Annotated in this window: 16 protein-coding genes and 1 riboswitch; of the genes, 10 read left to right on the top strand and 6 right to left on the bottom strand. The window is 74.6% G+C overall.

Features of this window, described 5'->3' with window-relative positions; genetic code table 11:
* Window positions 1-34 precede the first annotated feature (34 nt).
* Window positions 35-1474, top strand: a complete 1440-nt coding sequence (locus AC1UE5_RS10765) for an APC family permease (RefSeq protein WP_482923310.1) — start codon at window positions 35-37, stop codon at window positions 1472-1474.
* On the opposite strand, the gene AC1UE5_RS10770 is transcribed toward AC1UE5_RS10765, so the two are convergent.
* A complete protein-coding gene (locus AC1UE5_RS10770; protein ID WP_482923009.1) occupies window positions 1471-2667 on the bottom strand; it encodes a molybdopterin molybdotransferase MoeA in 1197 nt (398 codons plus the stop codon). The genes AC1UE5_RS10765 and AC1UE5_RS10770 overlap by 4 nt on opposite strands.
* 115 nt (window positions 2668-2782) lie before the next feature.
* Here AC1UE5_RS10770 and AC1UE5_RS10775 point away from each other — a divergent pair, with 115 nt between their 5' ends.
* On the top strand, window positions 2783-4225 hold the full coding sequence (locus AC1UE5_RS10775) for a hypothetical protein (RefSeq protein WP_482923011.1): 1443 nt from the start codon (window positions 2783-2785) through the stop codon (window positions 4223-4225).
* Here AC1UE5_RS10775 and AC1UE5_RS10780 read toward each other — a convergent pair.
* Both AC1UE5_RS10780 and AC1UE5_RS10785 read right to left on the bottom strand, forming a co-directional pair.
* Window positions 4222-4977 carry a septal ring lytic transglycosylase RlpA family protein gene (locus tag AC1UE5_RS10780; protein ID WP_482923013.1) on the bottom strand — a complete coding sequence of 252 codons (756 nt, stop codon included), beginning with the start codon at window positions 4975-4977 and terminating at the stop codon, window positions 4222-4224. The two genes, AC1UE5_RS10775 and AC1UE5_RS10780, sit on opposite strands and share 4 nt — an antisense overlap.
* A gap of 10 nt (window positions 4978-4987) precedes the next feature.
* A riboswitch (cyclic di-AMP (ydaO/yuaA leader) is annotated at window positions 4988-5132 on the bottom strand.
* A 70-nt stretch (window positions 5133-5202) separates the two neighbouring features.
* Window positions 5203-6051, bottom strand: coding sequence for a hypothetical protein (locus AC1UE5_RS10785; RefSeq protein ID WP_482923015.1), 849 nt, complete (start codon window positions 6049-6051; stop codon window positions 5203-5205).
* A 189-nt stretch (window positions 6052-6240) separates the two neighbouring features.
* On the opposite strand from AC1UE5_RS10785, the gene AC1UE5_RS10790 reads away from it, so the two are divergent.
* From AC1UE5_RS10790 to AC1UE5_RS10800, 3 genes are all read left to right on the top strand, one after another.
* Window positions 6241-7344 carry a sigma-70 family RNA polymerase sigma factor gene (locus tag AC1UE5_RS10790; RefSeq protein WP_482923017.1) on the top strand — a complete coding sequence of 368 codons (1104 nt, stop codon included), beginning with the start codon at window positions 6241-6243 and terminating at the stop codon, window positions 7342-7344.
* A gap of 175 nt (window positions 7345-7519) precedes the next feature.
* Window positions 7520-8518, top strand: a complete 999-nt coding sequence (locus AC1UE5_RS10795; RefSeq protein ID WP_482923019.1) for a hypothetical protein — start codon at window positions 7520-7522, stop codon at window positions 8516-8518.
* A gap of 20 nt (window positions 8519-8538) precedes the next feature.
* A complete protein-coding gene (locus AC1UE5_RS10800; RefSeq protein WP_482923021.1) occupies window positions 8539-9519 on the top strand; it encodes an NAD(P)/FAD-dependent oxidoreductase in 981 nt (326 codons plus the stop codon).
* Here the strand turns inward: AC1UE5_RS10800 and AC1UE5_RS10805 are convergent.
* Entirely contained in the window at window positions 9495-10139 is a 645-nt protein-coding gene (locus AC1UE5_RS10805; RefSeq protein WP_482923023.1) for an SRPBCC family protein, read from the bottom strand. The genes AC1UE5_RS10800 and AC1UE5_RS10805 overlap by 25 nt on opposite strands.
* Before the next feature lie 84 nt (window positions 10140-10223).
* Between AC1UE5_RS10805 and AC1UE5_RS10810 the strand changes: the two genes are divergently transcribed.
* The 3 genes from AC1UE5_RS10810 to AC1UE5_RS10820 all read left to right on the top strand — a co-directional run bounded on the left by AC1UE5_RS10810 (window position 10224) and on the right by AC1UE5_RS10820 (window position 12616).
* Complete coding sequence (locus tag AC1UE5_RS10810; RefSeq protein ID WP_482923025.1) at window positions 10224-11369, top strand: type IV pilus twitching motility protein PilT; 1146 nt, start codon at window positions 10224-10226, stop codon at window positions 11367-11369.
* A 69-nt stretch (window positions 11370-11438) separates the two neighbouring features.
* Window positions 11439-12149 carry an AIM24 family protein gene (locus tag AC1UE5_RS10815; RefSeq protein WP_482923027.1) on the top strand — a complete coding sequence of 237 codons (711 nt, stop codon included), beginning with the start codon at window positions 11439-11441 and terminating at the stop codon, window positions 12147-12149.
* 80 nt (window positions 12150-12229) lie between these two features.
* Entirely contained in the window at window positions 12230-12616 is a 387-nt protein-coding gene (locus AC1UE5_RS10820) for a winged helix-turn-helix transcriptional regulator (RefSeq protein WP_482923029.1), read from the top strand.
* Here AC1UE5_RS10820 and AC1UE5_RS10825 read toward each other — a convergent pair.
* Entirely contained in the window at window positions 12613-13416 is an 804-nt protein-coding gene (locus AC1UE5_RS10825; RefSeq protein ID WP_482923312.1) for an EamA family transporter, read from the bottom strand. The genes AC1UE5_RS10820 and AC1UE5_RS10825 overlap by 4 nt on opposite strands.
* A 161-nt stretch (window positions 13417-13577) precedes the next feature.
* Between AC1UE5_RS10825 and AC1UE5_RS10830 the strand changes: the two genes are divergently transcribed.
* Together AC1UE5_RS10830 and AC1UE5_RS10835 are read left to right on the top strand one after the other, a co-directional pair.
* Window positions 13578-14465 (top strand): LysR family transcriptional regulator, encoded by an 888-nt coding sequence (locus tag AC1UE5_RS10830; protein ID WP_482923031.1) that lies wholly within the window; start codon window positions 13578-13580, stop codon window positions 14463-14465.
* A 74-nt stretch (window positions 14466-14539) separates the two neighbouring features.
* Window positions 14540-15781: a hypothetical protein gene (locus tag AC1UE5_RS10835; protein WP_482923033.1), complete on the top strand. Its 1242-nt coding sequence runs from the start codon at window positions 14540-14542 to the stop codon at window positions 15779-15781.
* A 70-nt stretch (window positions 15782-15851) separates the two neighbouring features.
* On the opposite strand, the gene AC1UE5_RS10840 is transcribed toward AC1UE5_RS10835, so the two are convergent.
* Complete coding sequence (locus AC1UE5_RS10840; protein WP_482923035.1) at window positions 15852-16961, bottom strand: ArsA family ATPase; 1110 nt, start codon at window positions 16959-16961, stop codon at window positions 15852-15854.
* Between the last annotated feature and the right edge of the window lie 9 nt (window positions 16962-16970).

Here is a 16970-nt window from a genome sequence, read left to right on the forward strand (position 1 = left end):
ACCACCGCAGGAGGAGAGAGCCATGTCGGAGTCCATCACGGCCGCCGCGCCGATCGTCGAGCCGGACGGCAGGGCCGAGGCGCCGCCCGGCGCCGCTGGCGGCCTGACCGGGCGCCTGGGGCCCGTCGCGATCGTCTTCATGGTCGTCGCGGCGGCCGCGCCGTTGACGGTGATCGGCGGCAACATGCCGCTCGCCATGGGGCTGGGGAACGGCGCCGGGGCGCCGATGGGGTTCGTCCTGGCCGCCGCGGTGCTGACGGTGTTCAGCGTCGGGTTCGTCGCGATGACGCCGCACGTGCGTGAGGCGGGGGCGTTCTTCTCGTACGTCACGCTCGGGCTCGGCGAGCGCGCCGGCCGGGGCATCGCGGCGGTCGCGCTGATCGCGTACACGGCGATCCAGATCGGGATCTACGGCTACATCGGCTGGGCGATCGACGACACCGTCCGGTTCTACGGCGGGCCGGAGGTCGCGTGGCCGGTCTACGCGTTCGGCGTGCTGGCGATCGTCGCGGTGCTGGGCTACCGGCACATCGAGCTGAGCGCGAAGGTGCTCGGCGTCGCGCTGGCGCTGGAGGTCGGGATCGTGCTGCTGCTCGACCTCGTGATCGTGGGCGACCCGGGCCCGTCCGGCCTGACGCTCACGTCGTTCGACCCGGGCGTGTTCACGGAAGGCACGCTGGGCGTGGCGGTGCTGTTCGCGCTCACCGGCTTCATCGGCTTCGAGGCGACGGCCGTCTTCCGCGACGAGGCGCGCGACCCGCAGCGCACGATCCCGCGCGCGACGTACGCCGCGGTGCTCCTCATCGGCGGCTTCTACGCGCTGACGTGCTGGGCGTTCGTCGTGGCGCTCGGGCCGGACGACGTCGCGGCGGTCGCGCAGCGCACGCTCGACGGCGAGGGCAACATGCTGCTCGACACCGCCGACGACAAGCTCGGCCGAGCGGGGCGCGACGTGATCAACGTCCTGCTCATCACGAGCCTCTTCGCGTGCGTGCTGTCGTTCCACAACGTCATCGCCCGCTACCAGTTCATCCTCGGCGGCAAGGGCCTGATGCCCGCGCGGCTGGCGGAGGTCCACCCGCAGCACCGCTCGCCCGCGCGCTCGTCGGTCGCGCAGACGGCGACGGCGGCGCTGATCGTGCTCGTCCTCACCGTGTTCGACGTCGAGCCGCTCGTCGGCGTGTTCGGGTCGGCGGCGGGCGTCGCGACCGTCGGGATGGTGCTGCTGATGCTCACGACCTCCGCGGCGGTGGTGGCGTTCTTCCGCGGGCGCCCCGACCTGGCCGCCGGCAACGCGTGGCGGTGCCGCATCGCGCCGGTCGTCGCCAGCCTCGGGCTCGTCGCCTGCATGTGGCTGGTGCTGTCGAACTTCGAGCTCGTCACCGGCGGGAGCCTCACGCTCAGCATCGTGCTCGCGGCGGTGCCGTTCGCGGGGCTCGTGCTCGGCGCGGCGCTGCGACCGCCGCGTTCCTAGATCAGCTCGACCTCGACCTCGCTGCCGGCCTCGGCGACGCCGTCGCCGGCAGTGAGGATCGCGAGCCCGTCGGCGGCGACCATCGACGTCAGCTGGTGGGAGCCCTGCGGGCCGGTCGGCGTCGCGGTGCGCCCGGCGTCGGTGTAGGCGAGCGTGACGCGCACCGCCTCGTCACGGCCGGGGAGGCGGGGGAGCGGCTCGGTGAGCCGCGCCTTCACGCGCGTGCGCCCGGGGTCCGCGCCCTGGAGCTTGGCCAGCGCTGGGCGGACGAAGAGCAGGAACGTGACCATCGCGCTGACCGGGTTGCCGGGCAGGCCGAAGACGAGCGTGTGGTCGCGGGTGCCGAACCAGGTCGGCTTGCCGGGCCGCAGCGCGACGCGCCAGAAGCGCTCGCTCACGCCCAGGTCGGTCAGCGCGCCCTTGACGTGGTCGTGCGGGCCGACCGACACGCCGCCCGACGCGATCACGACGTCCGACTTGGCGAGCGCGTGCTCGAGCGCGCTGCGGGTCGCGGTCGGCGTGTCCTTCACGTGCGCGCGCACGAGGACGTCGGCGCCGGCCTGCTGCGCGAGCGCGCCGAGCGTCATGCCGTTGGACTCGTGGATCTGACCCGGGCGAAGCGGGCGGCCGGGCGGGACGAGCTCGTCGCCGGTCGCGACGATCGAGACGCGCGGCTGGCGCGCCGCGCGCAGGTGCGCGCGCCCGGCGATCACGGCGGCGCCGACCTCCGCCGGGCCGAAGACCGTGCCGGGCGCGAGCAGCAGCGCGCCCTCCTTGACGTCCTCGCCCGGGTGGCGGATGTGCTGGCCGAACGGGACGTCAGCGTGCAGCGTGATGGTGTCGCCGCCGTCGTGGACGGTCACCTGCTCGACGGGGATCACCGCCTCGCCCGCGTCGGGCACGAACGCGCCGGTCGAGATGCGGATCGCCTCGCCCTCCGCGGGCGCGGTGGTCGCGGGATGGCCGGCGCGCGACTCGCCGACGACCTTGACCGTGCGGCCGGCGGGCCCGGCGAGGACGAGGTAGCCGTCCATCGCGGAGTTCGCGAACGGCGGGACGTCACCGCCGGCGACGAGCTCCTCCGCGAGCACCCGGCCGAGCGCGTCGGCGATCGAGATCGTCTCGGGATCGAGCGGCGTGACGGCGTCGAGGACCGCGGCGCGCGCGTCGTCGATCGAGAGCAGGGGGGCCATGTCGGTACCGCATCGTGGCACGCGGCTGAGTCGGCAGGCGTCTCTGCGCTTCTTCGCCCAATTTGCGGCGTTGCGGTGTGGTGTCGTCCGACGCGACCGGTATGCACCTGTCCCTATGCCCACTTCCACCCTCGGCCGCAGGCGCGCGCGGCCCGTCGCCGACGCGCCTGCCCTTGACGGGGCGGAGGTGGCCAAGGCCTGGCTCGTGGAGCTCGTCGCGCTCGCGCCGCTGGAGCGCGCCGCGCGGCTGCCGGGGCCGCGTTTCGCCGACGACGCGCCGCGCCTCTGCGCCGCGCTCGCAGCCGCGCTGGCGAGCGACGCGGCGCTCGACGACCTGGAGCCCGGCGGTGCGCTGGCGCCCCTGGCCGCCGGCGCGGGGCACCTCGCCGCCGCGCCCGCGCCGCTCGACGCGGTCGCGGCGCTGGACGCGCTGCGCTCGGTCGTATGGGCGGCGGTGCTCGGCGCGCTCGACCGGCCCGTGCCCGCGCAGGTGGGGGAGCTGGCCGACCGCCTCGCGACGGTCATCGCCACCGTGTCGGCGGCGACGCTGGAGTCGCCGCACCCGCTCGGGCCCGCGCGCCCGGGCGACCGTGGGCCGCTCGCCGCGGTGCTGCGCGGGGCCGACGACGAGCCTGCCGCGCCCGCGGGGGACGCGCGGCCGGGCGGGGAGGCGGACGACCCGCACCCCGGCGTGTACGTCGAGGACCTCGGCGGCGAGGTCGATCTCCCGCCCTTCCCGCACCAGCCGGCGCCTGCCGCCGCGGCGCCCCCGGCTCCTCCGCCGCCCGCCGCGCCAGTACGTGAGGAGCCACCGGCGCCCGCACCCGCCACCGCGCAGGTCGAGGTGGAGCCGGTGGAGCACCGGCCCCCGCGCACCGGCGACGTGCTCGCCCGGATCGAGTCCGCGCTGCGCGAGGCGGCGACCGCCACGGACCCGCTCGCCGAGGCTGCCCAGCGGCTGCGCTCGCTCGCGTTCGACGACGACGAGGACCTCGACCCCTTCGACGCCGCCGCGGAGCGGCTGCGGGCCGACACGCCGCCGGTCGACGAGCCGCGCATCCGCCGCCTCCACCACGGCGTCGAGGACGGCAGCGCGTTCGCCACCCAGCTGTCCCCGTGGCGCGCGGCCATCGTCCGCCGCCTGGAGCGCCACACGGCCGACGGGCTGCCGTTCGCCGTGCTCTGCCTGGAGGTCGCCGACGCGGAGCGGCTCGTCGCCGCCGACGAGGACGGCGACGCGGCGCGCGCGCTGGAGCAGGCCGAGGGCGCGATCGTCGCGCAGCTGCGTCCCGCCGACGCGCTCGTACGCGAGATGCCCGGGCGCTACTGGCTCACCGCGCCCGACACCGACACCGACGAGGGCCGCGCGCTCGCGCACCGCATCGCGGCGGCGGTCGGCGAGGTCGAGCCGCACCGCGGGGCCCCGCTCCAGCTCTGCGTCGGCGTCACGGCCTGCCCGGCCGACTCCGACGCCCCCGAGGTCCTCGAGGGCCTCGCGGAGGAGGCCCTCTTCGCCGCCCGCGCCGCGGGCGTGCGGGTCTCGGGCCCGCCCCGCTAGCGCGCGGCGGTCGTCCCGGCGGGCGCGTCGGGGTCGGGCGCCTCGTCCGGGATCGGGATCGGCGACAGCACGCCGACGCGGACGGTGGCCGTGACGCCGAGCCGCTCGGCGGCGGCCTGCGTGAGGTCCCAGTCGCGGCCCTTCTTGAACGGGCCGCGGTCGATGACCGGGACGTTCAGGGTCTTGCCCTTGTAGTAGACGTCGACGCGCGTGCCGCACGGGAGCGTCTTGTGCGCGACGCCCACCGTGGTGCGGCGCAGGCGCTGGCCGCAGGCGGTGCGGCGGCCGAAGAAGCCGGGGCCGTACCAGCTGGAGACCGAGCCGGTGAAGACCGTGAGTTGCGCCGTCAGCGGCGCGGCGGCCGCGGTGGCGACGACCGAGCCGTCGGCCGTGCCGCGGTCGACGATCGCGCGCAGGGCGACGCGGCCCGGGGCGTCCGTCTTCCACAGCGCCTTGAAGGTGCCGTCCGCGCCGACGACGGCGCTGGCGATCTGGGCCCAGGTGGCGTCGGCGAGCTGGCGCTCGACGCGGACGGCGCGCCCGGCGTCGGTCGCGTCGACCTTCCCGCGGATCGCGACGGTGCGGGCGACGAGCGCGCCGGGGGCGACGGTGAGGCCGGGCTTGGCGGGCGAGGCGGCCTCGGCGCCGCCGGTCGGCGCCGCGAGCTGTGCGGACGCGGGCGTGGTCAGCGTGCCGGCAAGCGCGAACGCGGCGGCAGCGAGCAGCGGAGTGCTTCGAAGGATCGGCGGCATATGTGGAACGCGCCTACGGGGTGAGCTGACGGGCTCGCGCGATGCGCTACGACCTCTCACGAGGTCGATTCGCCCCAGCGCCGTCGCACCGGTGGTGGTCCGGCGGCGCAAGTGGTTCCCCCGCTCCCACGATCCGGAGACCGCGAGACTCGGCGACCGCGGGAGCGTAGCGCACCTCCCACCCGCGCGCGTCGCTCGCGCGCGCGGGTGGAAGAGCAGCGAGCGCTACGGCTTGGGGATGCGCGAGAGCAGGCCCTTGACGGCCTGCTTGCCGACGGCCACGCCGATCTGCGCGACCTCGCCGGCCGCCTTCACGGCGGTCGTGACGGTGTCGACCGGGCCGCCGCCGCCGTGGCCGCCCGTGGGCTCCGTCGACGCCCACCCGGCGGGCGGGGTCGTGGCCTCCGGCGCGCGCGGCGGCGGCGCGTCGGCCACGGCGCCGTTGGCGGGCGGGACCGCCTCGAGCTTCGGGCGCGTCGCGCGCGCGGGCGCCTTCTTGGCCGCCGGCTTGCGCGCGGCGGGCTTCTTGGCGGCGGGTGCGGTGCCGGCGGCCGCGGCCTTCGCGGCCTTGGTCGCGCCCTGCTTCGGGCCCGGCGTGCGCGGCGCGGCGGCCTTCGCGGCCGCGGGCTTCTTCGCTGCGGCCGGCTTGGCTGCCGCGGCGGACTTCGCGGTGGCGCCCGCCTTGGCCGGGGCCTTCGCCGTCGGCTTGGCCGCCGCCTTCGCGGCCGGAGCGGGCTTGGCCGCCGCAGCCGCCTTCGGCTTCGCCGCCGCGGGCTTCGCCGCAGCCGCCGCCGGCGTCTTCGCCGCGGTCGCGGGCTTCTTCGCCGCTGCCGGCTTCTTCGCGGCCGCAGGCTTCTTCGCCGCTGCCGGCTTCTTCGCCGCCGCGGGCTTCTTCGCCGTCGCCGGCTTCTTCGCGGGCGCGGGCTTGTCGGTGGTGGCGCCGGTGCTCTCGCTCGCCGCGGCCTTCACCGCGTCGGCTGCCTCGGCGGTCGACCCGGAGCGCTTGGTACTGCGGCGGACCGGGCGGGACCGTGGCAGGCTTGAGAGGACCTCGCGCTGAGGATCATCAGCCATCGGCTGATCATTCTGTCGCAGGTTGCAGGGAGACGGCCCCGCCGCCGTCAAGTGCGTTGACCAAGCCGCGAAAGTGCCTAGACTGAGGCAGCCAACTTTCCGTGGCGAGCGGGTATCCCTGCTCGTGACGGAGAACTGGACCCTCGCGAGGAACCACGTGCTGGACCCGTCCGGCGGAAACGGAACTTCATGTCAGTCGTAGAACTCCAGGAACTCGAAGAGGTCAAGAACCTTCTGGCGCGGGGCCAGGAGGTCGGCGTACTGACGTTCGCCGAGATCACCAAGGCCGTATCCGAGCTCGACCTCGACGAGTCCGACGTCGAGGAGCTCCACACCTTCTTCGAGGGTTCGGAGATCGAGCTCGTCGAGGAGATCGATCCCGCGACCGCGGCGGCCAACGCCGTCGAGCGCGCCCCGGACAAGCGCCGGGGCCGCAAGTCCAAGGCGGCGGACATCTTCCGCCCCGACATGACGACCGACTCCCTTCAGCTCTTCCTGAAGGACATCGGCAAGGTCCGCCTCCTCACCGCGCAGGAGGAGGTCGACCTGGCGAAGCGCATCGAGCGCGGCGACCTGGACGCGAAGCAGAAGATGGTCGAGTCGAACCTCCGCCTCGTCGTCTCGATCGCGAAGAACTACCGCAACCAGGGGCTGCCGTTCCTCGACCTGATCCAGGAGGGGACGCTCGGCCTGGTCCGCGCCGCGGAGAAGTTCGACTACCGCAAGGGCTTCAAGTTCTCGACGTACGCGACCTGGTGGATCCGCCAGGCGATCGCCCGCGCGCTCGCCGACAAGGCGCGCACGATCCGCATCCCGGTCCACGTCGTCGAGAAGCTCAACAAGATCGGGCGCGCCGAGCGCAAGCTCGTCACCGAGCTCGGCCGTGAGCCCTCCAACGAGGAGATCGCGGAGGCCACCGGCATCGACGCCGAGGAGGTCGACTCGATCAAGCGCTCCGCTCAGGCGCCGGTCTCGCTCGAGAAGCCGGTCGGCGACGAGGAGGAGTCGGAGTTCGGCCAGTTCATCGCCGACGAGCGCGCGGAGTCCCCGTACGAGCGCGCGGCGGAGATCCTCACGAAGGAGGCCCTCCGTGAGGCGCTGGAGAACCTGAGCTACCGCGAGCGCCGCGTCCTCGAGCTGCGCTACGGCCTCGGCGGCGAGCACCCGCGCACGCTCGACGAGGTCGGCCGCACGTTCAACGTGACGCGCGAGCGCATCCGCCAGATCGAGAACCAGTCGCTCAAGAAGCTCCAGTCGCTGGCGGAGGCGCAGAAGCTCCGCGACGTCGCCTGACCGGCCCTCGCCGCGCCTGGCGCGACCGGACGACGACTACCGGCCTGCCGGCCTACTCGTCGCTCGTCCGGCCGCCCCAGCCACGACGATGCCTCGGTCAGGAGGCGTTCGTGACACGACCGACGCTGTCAGACACGGCCGCGCTACCCAGCGCGGCCGTCGTCGTTCTCAGGGCATGCGGAGAACGATCGTGGCGGCCTGCCTCTGCGCGCTGGCCCTCGCCGACGTCGCACGGGGCGAGGTCGTCGCGCGGCTGCCGAACGAGAGCGAGATCCGCGCGTACGGCGGGGTCGCGGTGGTCAGCGTGGCGGTGCGCGCGCACGGCCCGTACCGCCTCTCGCGCGTACATCGCGACGGGCGGGTGGTGCCGCTGCCCGGCGTGCCGGCCGACAGCGGGCCGTTCGACGCCGACGTCGGGCCGGACTCGCACGGGCGCCCGATCGTCGTCTACTCGCGGTGCGAGCCGCCGAGCTGCGACCTGTGGCTCCACCGCATCGGGCGGCACGGAGAGGAGCGGATCCGCACCGCGAGCACGCGGGAGTGGGACGAGACCGAGCCCACCGTGTGGCGTGGACGGATCGTGTGGCAGGCCGAGCACGGCAAGCGCCACGCCATCCTCACGCGCGACCGCCTCGCCGCCCGGACGATCCGGTCGCGTCCCCTGCGCGGCGGCGGGGACTTCGCGGTCGAGGCGCTCGAGGTGCGCGGGCGCGACGTCGCGGCGATCACGTCGGAGGACGATCGTCCCGAGATCGAGGTGTCCTCGCTCTTCGCGCTCCGCCTGTACGACCTCGACCGGCCGCGCGCCCGGCCGCGCGTCCTGCGCCGGGCGGGCGGTGGGCTGAGCGGCACGGTCATCGTCGGGCCGACGTTCGCCGGCCACCGGCTGGGGTGGCTCGTCGCGTGCTTCGGCGATCCGAGCGGGTGCACGCGCGTCGGGCCCAGCACGTACGACCTCCGCACGGGCCGGACGACCACCGAGCGCGGCTACCGCGCCCGCACCGGCTACGCGTTCGTCCGCGGCGGGACGCTCGAGGTGGACGGTGGCGAGGGCGTCGAGCTGGGCGAGGAGGACGAGTCCGTCGAGGACCCCGAGACGTTCGACAGCCCATGCGCCGAGGACGGCCAGGACGATCGCGCGACGTGCGCCGTCGTCTTCCGGCGCCGCCGGTGAACCCGGCATCCTGTCGTCCTGTGGACGTCCTCATCGCCGGCGCGGGCATCATCGGGTGCACCGCCGCCACGTTCCTCGCCGAGGCGGGGCACTCCGTGACCGTGCTCGACCGCGAGGGGATCGCGGCGGGGGCGAGCGGCCGGAACTCCGGCGTGCTCCAGTACCCGTTCGACGACGTGCTCGGGCCGCTGCACTGGCGGACGGTCGAGCTGCACCGCGAGGTGCTCCCCGACCTCGGCGACACGCCCGACGGCACGCTCCTCCTCAACACACGCGAGACCGCCGGCCACGCGCCGGAGCTGCGCGCGGAGGTCGTGGAGGAGGCGCGCGACGTGGAGCCGCTCGTCAAGGCCGGCATCCCGGGCGTGCTGCTCCACATGGGCTACGTCGTCGGGCCGGAGCGCGTGACGCGCGCGTGGGCCGACCGGGCGCGCGCGGCGGGCGTGACCTTCGAGCAGGGCGAGTACGCCGGCGCCGAGACCAGCGACGCGCGGGGCGCCGACCTGACGCTCGTCGCCACCGGCGCGTGGGCGCCCGGGGTCTCCCCGCTGTGGGGCGTCACCGCGCCGATCGCCCAGCGCGCGACCGTGATCATCGAGGAGACCGGCGTCGACGCGGTGGTCGACGGCGACGGCGGCGTGGTCTTCAGCGTCTGCGGCAGCGTGCTCGGCTCGTCGGCCGGGCGCGAGGAGCCCGACCCCGCCGACGTGCTCCCGACGCTCGTCGCGCACGCGAGCAGCTTCGTCGAGGGCGGTGTCACGCCCGCCGGCCCGCCGCGCGTCTGCCCGCGCCCCAACTCGCCCGACGGCCGCCCGCTCGTCGGCCGCCTCGACGAGCGCACGTGGATGTGCGCCGGCCACGGCGCGTGGGGCATCTCGATCGGCGCGGCGACGTCGGAGCTCGTGGTCCGCGCGATGCTCCGCGACGACGCCGCGACCCTGCCCGCGACGCTCGACCCGCTCCGCTTCCCGGCCGTTCAGGCGTCGGTCACGTCGCCGTAGCGCTCGCCCAGCGCGGCGGCCCACCGGGCGCCCATCGCCTCCAGCACCGCCGGGTCCGCGCCGTACGCGCTGAGCACGAGCCGCCCGCCGCCGGCCGGGTGCGCGACGAGGATCAGCAGCGCGTCGTCGCCGACGAGCAGCCCGACCTGGTGCGGCGTGCGGAACCACTCCTCCAGCCCGCCGCCGTCGCCGAGCCCGACCGCGTCCGGCGTCAGCGGCGCGCCGCCGCCCACCTTCAGCATCACCGTCGCGCGCTCGTCGCCGGGGTGGCGCTCGAGGAAGTACCGCAGCTGCTGGACGAAGGTGATCCACCCCTGCTCGATCTCGTCGAACGGGTCGTCGTCGTCCGAGACGACCTCCTCGGGCGCGGGCTTGGTCACCGCCAGCCGCGCGCCCGCGCCGTCGGGCGTCAGCTCGAACCGGTGGTCGACGCCGACGAGCTCGACCACGCCCTCGGCCTCCCGCGCACGTGCGCCGCGCGCGTAGATGGTGTCGATCTCTGCCGCGATGTCCTCGTGCTCCCACCCGTGCCAGCGGCGGATGAGGGTCGGGTCGCGGAGGGCCCGCCAGACGGTCTCGGGCGGCGCGGCGATGGTCAGGTCGACGATGGGAACGCGCATCGCGGTGCATCGTCCCATCCAGACGTCCAGAGATGTCCACCCAGAATGAGGTAGGACGTACGAGCGGCCGATCAGGTGGGTGCGATGCTCGACGTCAACGCCTGTCTCAAGCACCTCGTCGAAGTCGGCGGGTCCGACCTCCACATCAAGGTCCCCAGCCCGCCGCTCGTGCGCAAGGACGGCGACCTCGTCCCGGTCCCCGGCTTCCCGAACCTGTCGAAGCAGGACACCGAGCAGATGGCCTTCCAGATGCTCACCGACCAGGACAAGCTGGACGAGTTCCGCGAGCACCGCGAGGTCGACTTCGCCTACGCGATCGAGGGCACCGGCCGCTTCCGCGTCAACGCGTTCCACCAGCGCGGGGCGATCTCGATCGTCTGCCGCGCGATCCCGTTCGACATCAAGACGATCGACGACCTCGCGCTGCCGCCCGTGATCCGGGAGCTGGCCGAGGAGGAGCGCGGCATCGTGCTCGTGACCGGCACGACCGGCTCGGGCAAGTCGACGACGCTCGCGGCGATGATCGACCACATGAACGAGCAGTTCCCGCGGCACATCGTCACGATCGAGGACCCGATCGAGTTCCTGCACCGCGACAAGCGCTCGATCATCAACCAGCGCGAGGTCGGCCAGGACACCGCGTCCTTCTCCCGCGCGCTGCGCCGCGTGCTGCGCCAGGACCCGGACGTGATCCTGATCGGCGAGATGCGCGACGAGGAGACCGTCCACACCGCGCTCTCCGCCGCCGAGACCGGCCACCTCGTCCTCTCGACGGTCCACACGGTCGACGCCACCGAGACGATCAACCGCATCATCGACTTCTTCCCGCCGCACATGCACCAGCAGACCCGCGCGATGATCGCCGGCACGCTGAAGGGCGTCGTCTCCCAGCGCCTCGTCCGCGCGACTGACGGCGGTCGCGCGGCGACCTGCGAGGTGCTGCGGATGACCGGTCGCGTCCGGGACATGATCATGGACCCGGAGCAGACCGGCCGCCTCCACGAGGTCATCTCCGACGGCGGCTACTACGGCATGCAGACGTTCGACCAGGCCCTGTTCGACCACGTCAAGGCCGGCCGCGTGTGCATGGAGGACGCCGTCCGCGCCGCCTCCTCGCCGCACGACTTCAAGCTCCTCATGGCCGCCGACGGCCGCCGCGGCACGACGATGGACGACCTCCGCGACTCGCAGCAGCGCGCGGCGGCGAACCCCATCCCGACCGCCTACTAGACGGAAAGCTGTCCGTCGAAGCGCCGGAGGCCTGGACTTCTGGCGGTTCGGCCTGCCAGGCTGCGCGCCATGCAGACGACGCTCGCGCAGTACAACGAGACGCAGGCAACGGACAGCTTCACCCTTCAGAACTCCAAGCTCCTGAAGGTGCGCCTCGATCAGGTCACGATCCAGGCCAAGCTCGGCTCGATGGTCGCCTACCAGGGCGACGTGTCGTTCGAGCACGCGGGCTCGGGTGGTCTCGGCCGGATGCTGAAGAAGGCCGTCACCGGCGAGGGCCAGTCCCTCATGAAGATGACCGGCACCGGCGAGGTCTTCCTCGCCGACACCGCGCAGGACATCCACCTCATCTACCTCGAGGGCGAGAAGATCACGGTCAACGGCCCGAACCTCCTCGCGTTCGACGCCGGCATCGACTGGGACATCGAGCGGATGCAGGGCGCCAGCGGGATGATGGGCGGAGGCCTCTACAACACGGCGCTCCAGGGCACCGGCTGGGTCGCGATCCTGTCCGACGGCCCGCCCGTCCTCCTCAACGTCGCCTCGGCGCCGACCTTCGCGGACGCCCAGGCGGTCGTCACGTGGTCCGGCGGCGTGCAGACGTCGATGAAGACCGACTTCAAGATGAAGGACCTCATCGGCAAGGGCTCCGGCGAGCAGATCCAGATGGCCTTCAGCGGCCAGGGCTGGGTGCTCGTGCAGCCGTCGGAGGGCCGCATCACCGGCTTCGCCGAGCAGGGCAAGTCGAGCGGCGGCCTGGGCAGCCTGCTGAACGGCTGACCGGCCGCGCACCGAGCGTCGCCTGTGGCGGCCGGGAAGCCCCCGGCCGCCACGGCTTCACTTGGTAAAGTCTTGCGTGCATGCCGGTTTCCGACACGTGTCCTGTCTGTCGCACCGCGGACATCGTCTGCGGCAAGTGGACCCTCCTGCTCGTCCGTGAGCTCGCGGAGGGCTGCTCGCGCTTCTGCGAGCTGGAGCGCTCGCTCACCGGCATCAGCCCGCGCACCCTCTCGCTGCGCCTCCGCGCGCTGGAGGAGGAGGGCATCGTCGAGCGCCACACGTTCCCCGAGGTCCCGCCGCGCGTCGAGTACGCGCTGACCGAGAAGGGCCTCGCGCTGCTCCCGATCATCGAGGGCATGCGCACGTACGGCACGCAGTGGCTGGCGGGCACGACGGACTGCGCGGCCGACACGGCGCCTGAGATCACCGTCACGGCGGTCGGCGGGCCCGAGCCGGTCGCGGCCTAGGCGCTCTCCGACGGGCGCGCGCCCGTCCGCTCCGCGCCGATCCCGGCGGCGACCACGAAGAGGATCCCGACGACCGGCAGCGCGCCGGGGGTCTGGGAGAGCGCGACGACGCCGACGAGGAGCGCGATCGCGGGCTCGAGGCTCATCAGCGTGCCGAACGCGCTGGTCGTCATCCGGCGCAGCGCGAGCATCTCCAGCGCGAACGGGATCGCGGGGAGGAGGATCGCGAGGCCGAGGCCGGCGAGGACGATCGCGGGCGTGAGGTCGCCCACGGTCGACGGGCCGGCGACCGCGACGGCGACGAGGCCGGCGACCGGCATCGAGATCGCGAGGCCGCCGACGCCGGAGATCTCGTCCCCGACGTGCTGCGTGAGCAGGATGTAGGCGGCCCAGAAGCCGGCGGCGGTGAGCGCGAACGCCACGCCGACCGCGTCGACGGAGCCGTGCCAGGGCTCGGTCAGCAGCAGGACCCCGACCGCCGCGAGCGCCGGCCAGACCTTCGCGCCGCCCCGGCCCCGCGCGACCGCGACGCCGAGCGGGCCGAGGAACTCCAGCGCGCTGGCGGTGCCGAGCGGGAGCCGCGCGACCGCCGCCATGAAGCAGAACGTCAGCCCCGCGGTGACGACGCCGAGCGCGATCCCGCCCGCCAGGCCGCGGCGCGAGAACGTCCACACGCGCGGGCGGACGAGCACGGCCAGCAGCACGCCGGCCCACGCGAGCCGCAGCCCGGCGGCGCCGAGCGCGCCGATGTCGTCGAACAGCCCGACCGACGCCGCGATCCCGATCTGCACGCAGAGCATCGACGCGAGCGCCATGCCGGCGCCGGCGCGCGCAGCGGCCTGCGCGGCGGATGGGGGCGCGGAAGCGGTGGCGGCGGCGGTGGACACGCCTGCAGTGTTCGGCGCGAGACCGTTCACGTCCACGTCGACTTCCCTGACGTATCGTTCGACAGCACCGAACGATGGATCTGCGCCGCCTCACCCTCCTGCTCGAGCTTTCCCGCCGCGGCTCGATGCGTGCGGTCGCCGACGAGCTCGGCTACACGACCTCGACCGTCTCGCAGCAGCTCGCGGTGCTCGCCCGCGAGGTCGGCACGCCGCTGGTCGAGCCCGTCGGGCGCAACGTGCGACTCACCCCCGCCGGCCGCCGCCTGGCCGAGCACGCGGTCACGATCCTCGCGGCGGTCGAGGCGGCGCGCAACGACCTCGACCCGGACGCCGAGCCCGCGGGCACCGTCCGCGTCGCGGGCTTCGCGACGGCGGTGCGCCGCAACCTCGTGCCGGTCACACGCCGCCTCGCCGCCGAGCACCCCGACGTCCGGCTGCTCGTCGCCGAGCACGAGCCGGACGAGGCGTTCGCGCTGCTGGCCGCCGACGCGGTCGACCTCGCGCTCGTCTACGACTACAACCTCGCGCCGCAGACGTTCGACCCGGCACACGAGGTGACGCCGCTGTGGACCGCCGCCTGGTACCTGGGCGTGCCGGCGGACGAGCGCGAGCACCCCGGCGAGGACGCGCCCGACGTCCTGCGCCGGTTCGCCGACCGCGACTGGATCGTCAACTCGCGCAACACCGCCGACGAGGAGGTCGTCGCGACGATCGCGGCGCTCGCGGGCTTCGAGCCGCGCATCGCGCACCGTGCCGACAGCCTCGAGCTGTGCCAGGACCTCACGGTGGCCGGGCTCGGCGTCGGCCTGCTGCCCGTCGACCTCCCGCCCGTCGCCGGTGTCCGGCTCCTCCCGCTGCGCCGCCCCGACGTGCTCCTGCGCGCCTACGCGGTGACGCGCCGGGGCCGCGCGACCTGGGCGCCGCTCGCGCTCGTGAGCCGGCTGATCGCCGACGCGCGATAGCAGCGCCGGCCGGCGGAGGCGCAAGGCCGCGTGCACGGGGAGGAGCGGGCGCGCGCGAGGCGAACCGCCCATCCATGCCCCCGCGCCCCCTGCAGCGCGCCCTCCGCGCGTTCGCCGACGACGCCGCCACCGCCCTGGCCGCCGAGGTCGCGGCGGGGGCCGAGGTGCCGTTCGAGCTCGACGAGTCCACCGGCCACGCCCGGTTCCGCACGCCGCTCTACTGCTACCGCCCGCTGACCGGCGCGTTCATCCGCGAACGACTCGGCACGGTCACCCGGCTGGAGACGTACGCGCCCGCCGCCCGCGCGCTGCAGGGCCTCGACGGCCTCGACGCCTACCTCAAGCAGCGCGGCGAGCCCCGGGTCCCGCGCGACGAGCGCGACCGCGTGGACGCGACGCTCCGACTCTTCCTGGACCGCGTCTTCGAGGGCTCGACGTCGTTCGAGCTGACCGGCGTGCGGTTCGACAAGGCGTACGACGAGCTGGAGGCGCTGGTCGTCGACCGCCGCCAGCCGGTCGCGACGCTCGTCGTCGGGCTCCCCGGCCTGCGGCTCGCCTCGCGGCAGGTCCCGCTCGCCGAGAACGCCGTGCTGTGCGAGGCCGACATGGTCCCCGACGCGCCCGAGGACGCCGCGTGGCTGGGCGCCGTCGAGGACGAGCCGAACGTGCTCGCCGTCCTGACGCTGCAAGACGCCGCCGAGGCGGAGCTGGCCCCGTCGCGCCTCCGTGCGCTCGTGCGCGCGCTGCGCCTCTACGACGCCGGCTCGGTCGCGCTCGCGCCGGTCGGCTGGGCGCGGCTCGACGACGGTCCGTGGCAGATGGTCGACCTGGCCGGCGGCTCCCCCGCGCGCGTGGGCGACCCGCTGACGATCGGCGAGGAGCAGGAGGACGAGCTGCGCGCGTTCGTCGCGCTCACCCACCGCCGGATGCCGAAGGCGGGCGAGCTGGCGTGGGCGCTGCGGCGGTTCGACCTCGCGGCCGAGCGCGCCGAGCCCGCCGAGGCGCTCAGCGACCTCCTGCTCGCCCTGCGCGCGCTGCTCGAGCCCGAGGGCCCCGAGACCGGCCTGCTCCCCCGCCGCCTGGCCGCCCTGTGCGCGGCCGGCGAGGACGAGCGCGACGCGCTGGCCGACCGCGTCGCCCACGCGGCCACCCTGGAACGCGCGGTCGTCCACGGCCTCGGCCCGGCGGCCGCGGGCGTGCCGGCCGCGGTGGAGGAGCTGACCGAGCTCCTCCGCGCGATCCTCGGCGACGCGCTCTGCGGGCACCTCGACCGCGACCTGCGCTCCGCGGCCGACGCGCTGATCACCGTCGCCTGACGGTCCCCGGCGCCGCGCACGGGCGAGCAACCGACATCCGTCCGAAGGGGTGCCGCTGCGCTTCAGCTCGTCAGGCGGCGAAGAGGTGCGCGTGGACCGCGGCGAGTCCGTCCACGTCGTGCACGTCGCCCTCGAGCAGCGGGACGATCGTCGGGTGCGGGTCGTCCAGCTCGGTGGTGAGCCGCTCGAGCGCGGCGGCGTCGCGCGCGGCCAGCTCCTGCGCCTCGCGCAGCGCCTCGGCGACCTTCGCGCGGAGCTTGTCGGTGACGCCCTTGCCGGTGAGCGCGGCGGCCGCCTCGCCGGGGTCGGCGTCGAGCGTGTCGGTGCGGACGCGGTTGACCACGAGGCCGCCGAACGGCATGCCGGCCTCGGCGAGCTTGCCGTGGAAGAAGATCGCCTCCTCGAGCGGCTCACGCTCGGGCGAGGTGACGATGAGGAACGTGGTGGCGGGGTCGGCGAGCAGCGCCTTGACGCCGGCCGCGCGCTCGCGGAAGCCGTCGATCAGGCCGCCGAGCGAGCGGAAGAAGACGCTCAGGTCGCGCAGGAGGTCGACCCCGGTGAGCTTGCGCAGGACGCCGAACACGACGCTCGTGCCGCGGCCCATGACCTTCGCGGCCAGGCCGGTGGGAGCGAGCAGGACTCGCAGCGCGCGGCCCTCGAGGAAGCCGGTCAGGCGGTCCGGCGCGTCGAGGAAGTCGAGCGCGTTGCGGGAGGGCGGCGTGTCGAGCACGAGCACGTCGAACGCGCCGCTGCGGTCGAGCTCGTAGAGCTTCGCGATCGCGGTGAACTCCTGCGACCCCGCCACGGCGCTCGACAGCTGCTGGTAGATGCGGTTCTCCAGCGCCTCGTCGCGCGTCGCCGCGTCGGGCGCGAGCCGCTCGATCAGCTCGTCGAACGTCCGCTTGGCGTCCAGCATCATCGCCCACAGCTCGCCGCGCATCTCGACGCCGTGGCCGGCGAACCGCTCGGGGTCCACGAGCCGCGGCTCGTTGTCGAGGTCGGCCAGCCCGAGCGAGTCCGCGAGCCGCTTCGCCGGGTCGATCGTCACCACCGCGACCTTCTGGCCCGCTGCCGCCAGCCCCATCGCGAGGGCCGCGGACGTCGTCGTCTTGCCGACCCCGCCGCTGCCCGCGCAGATGACCACGCGCTTGCCCTCGAGCCGCTCGACGATCCCGCTCATCGGCCGCTG

This window comes from Parviterribacter multiflagellatus, assembly GCF_056863265.1.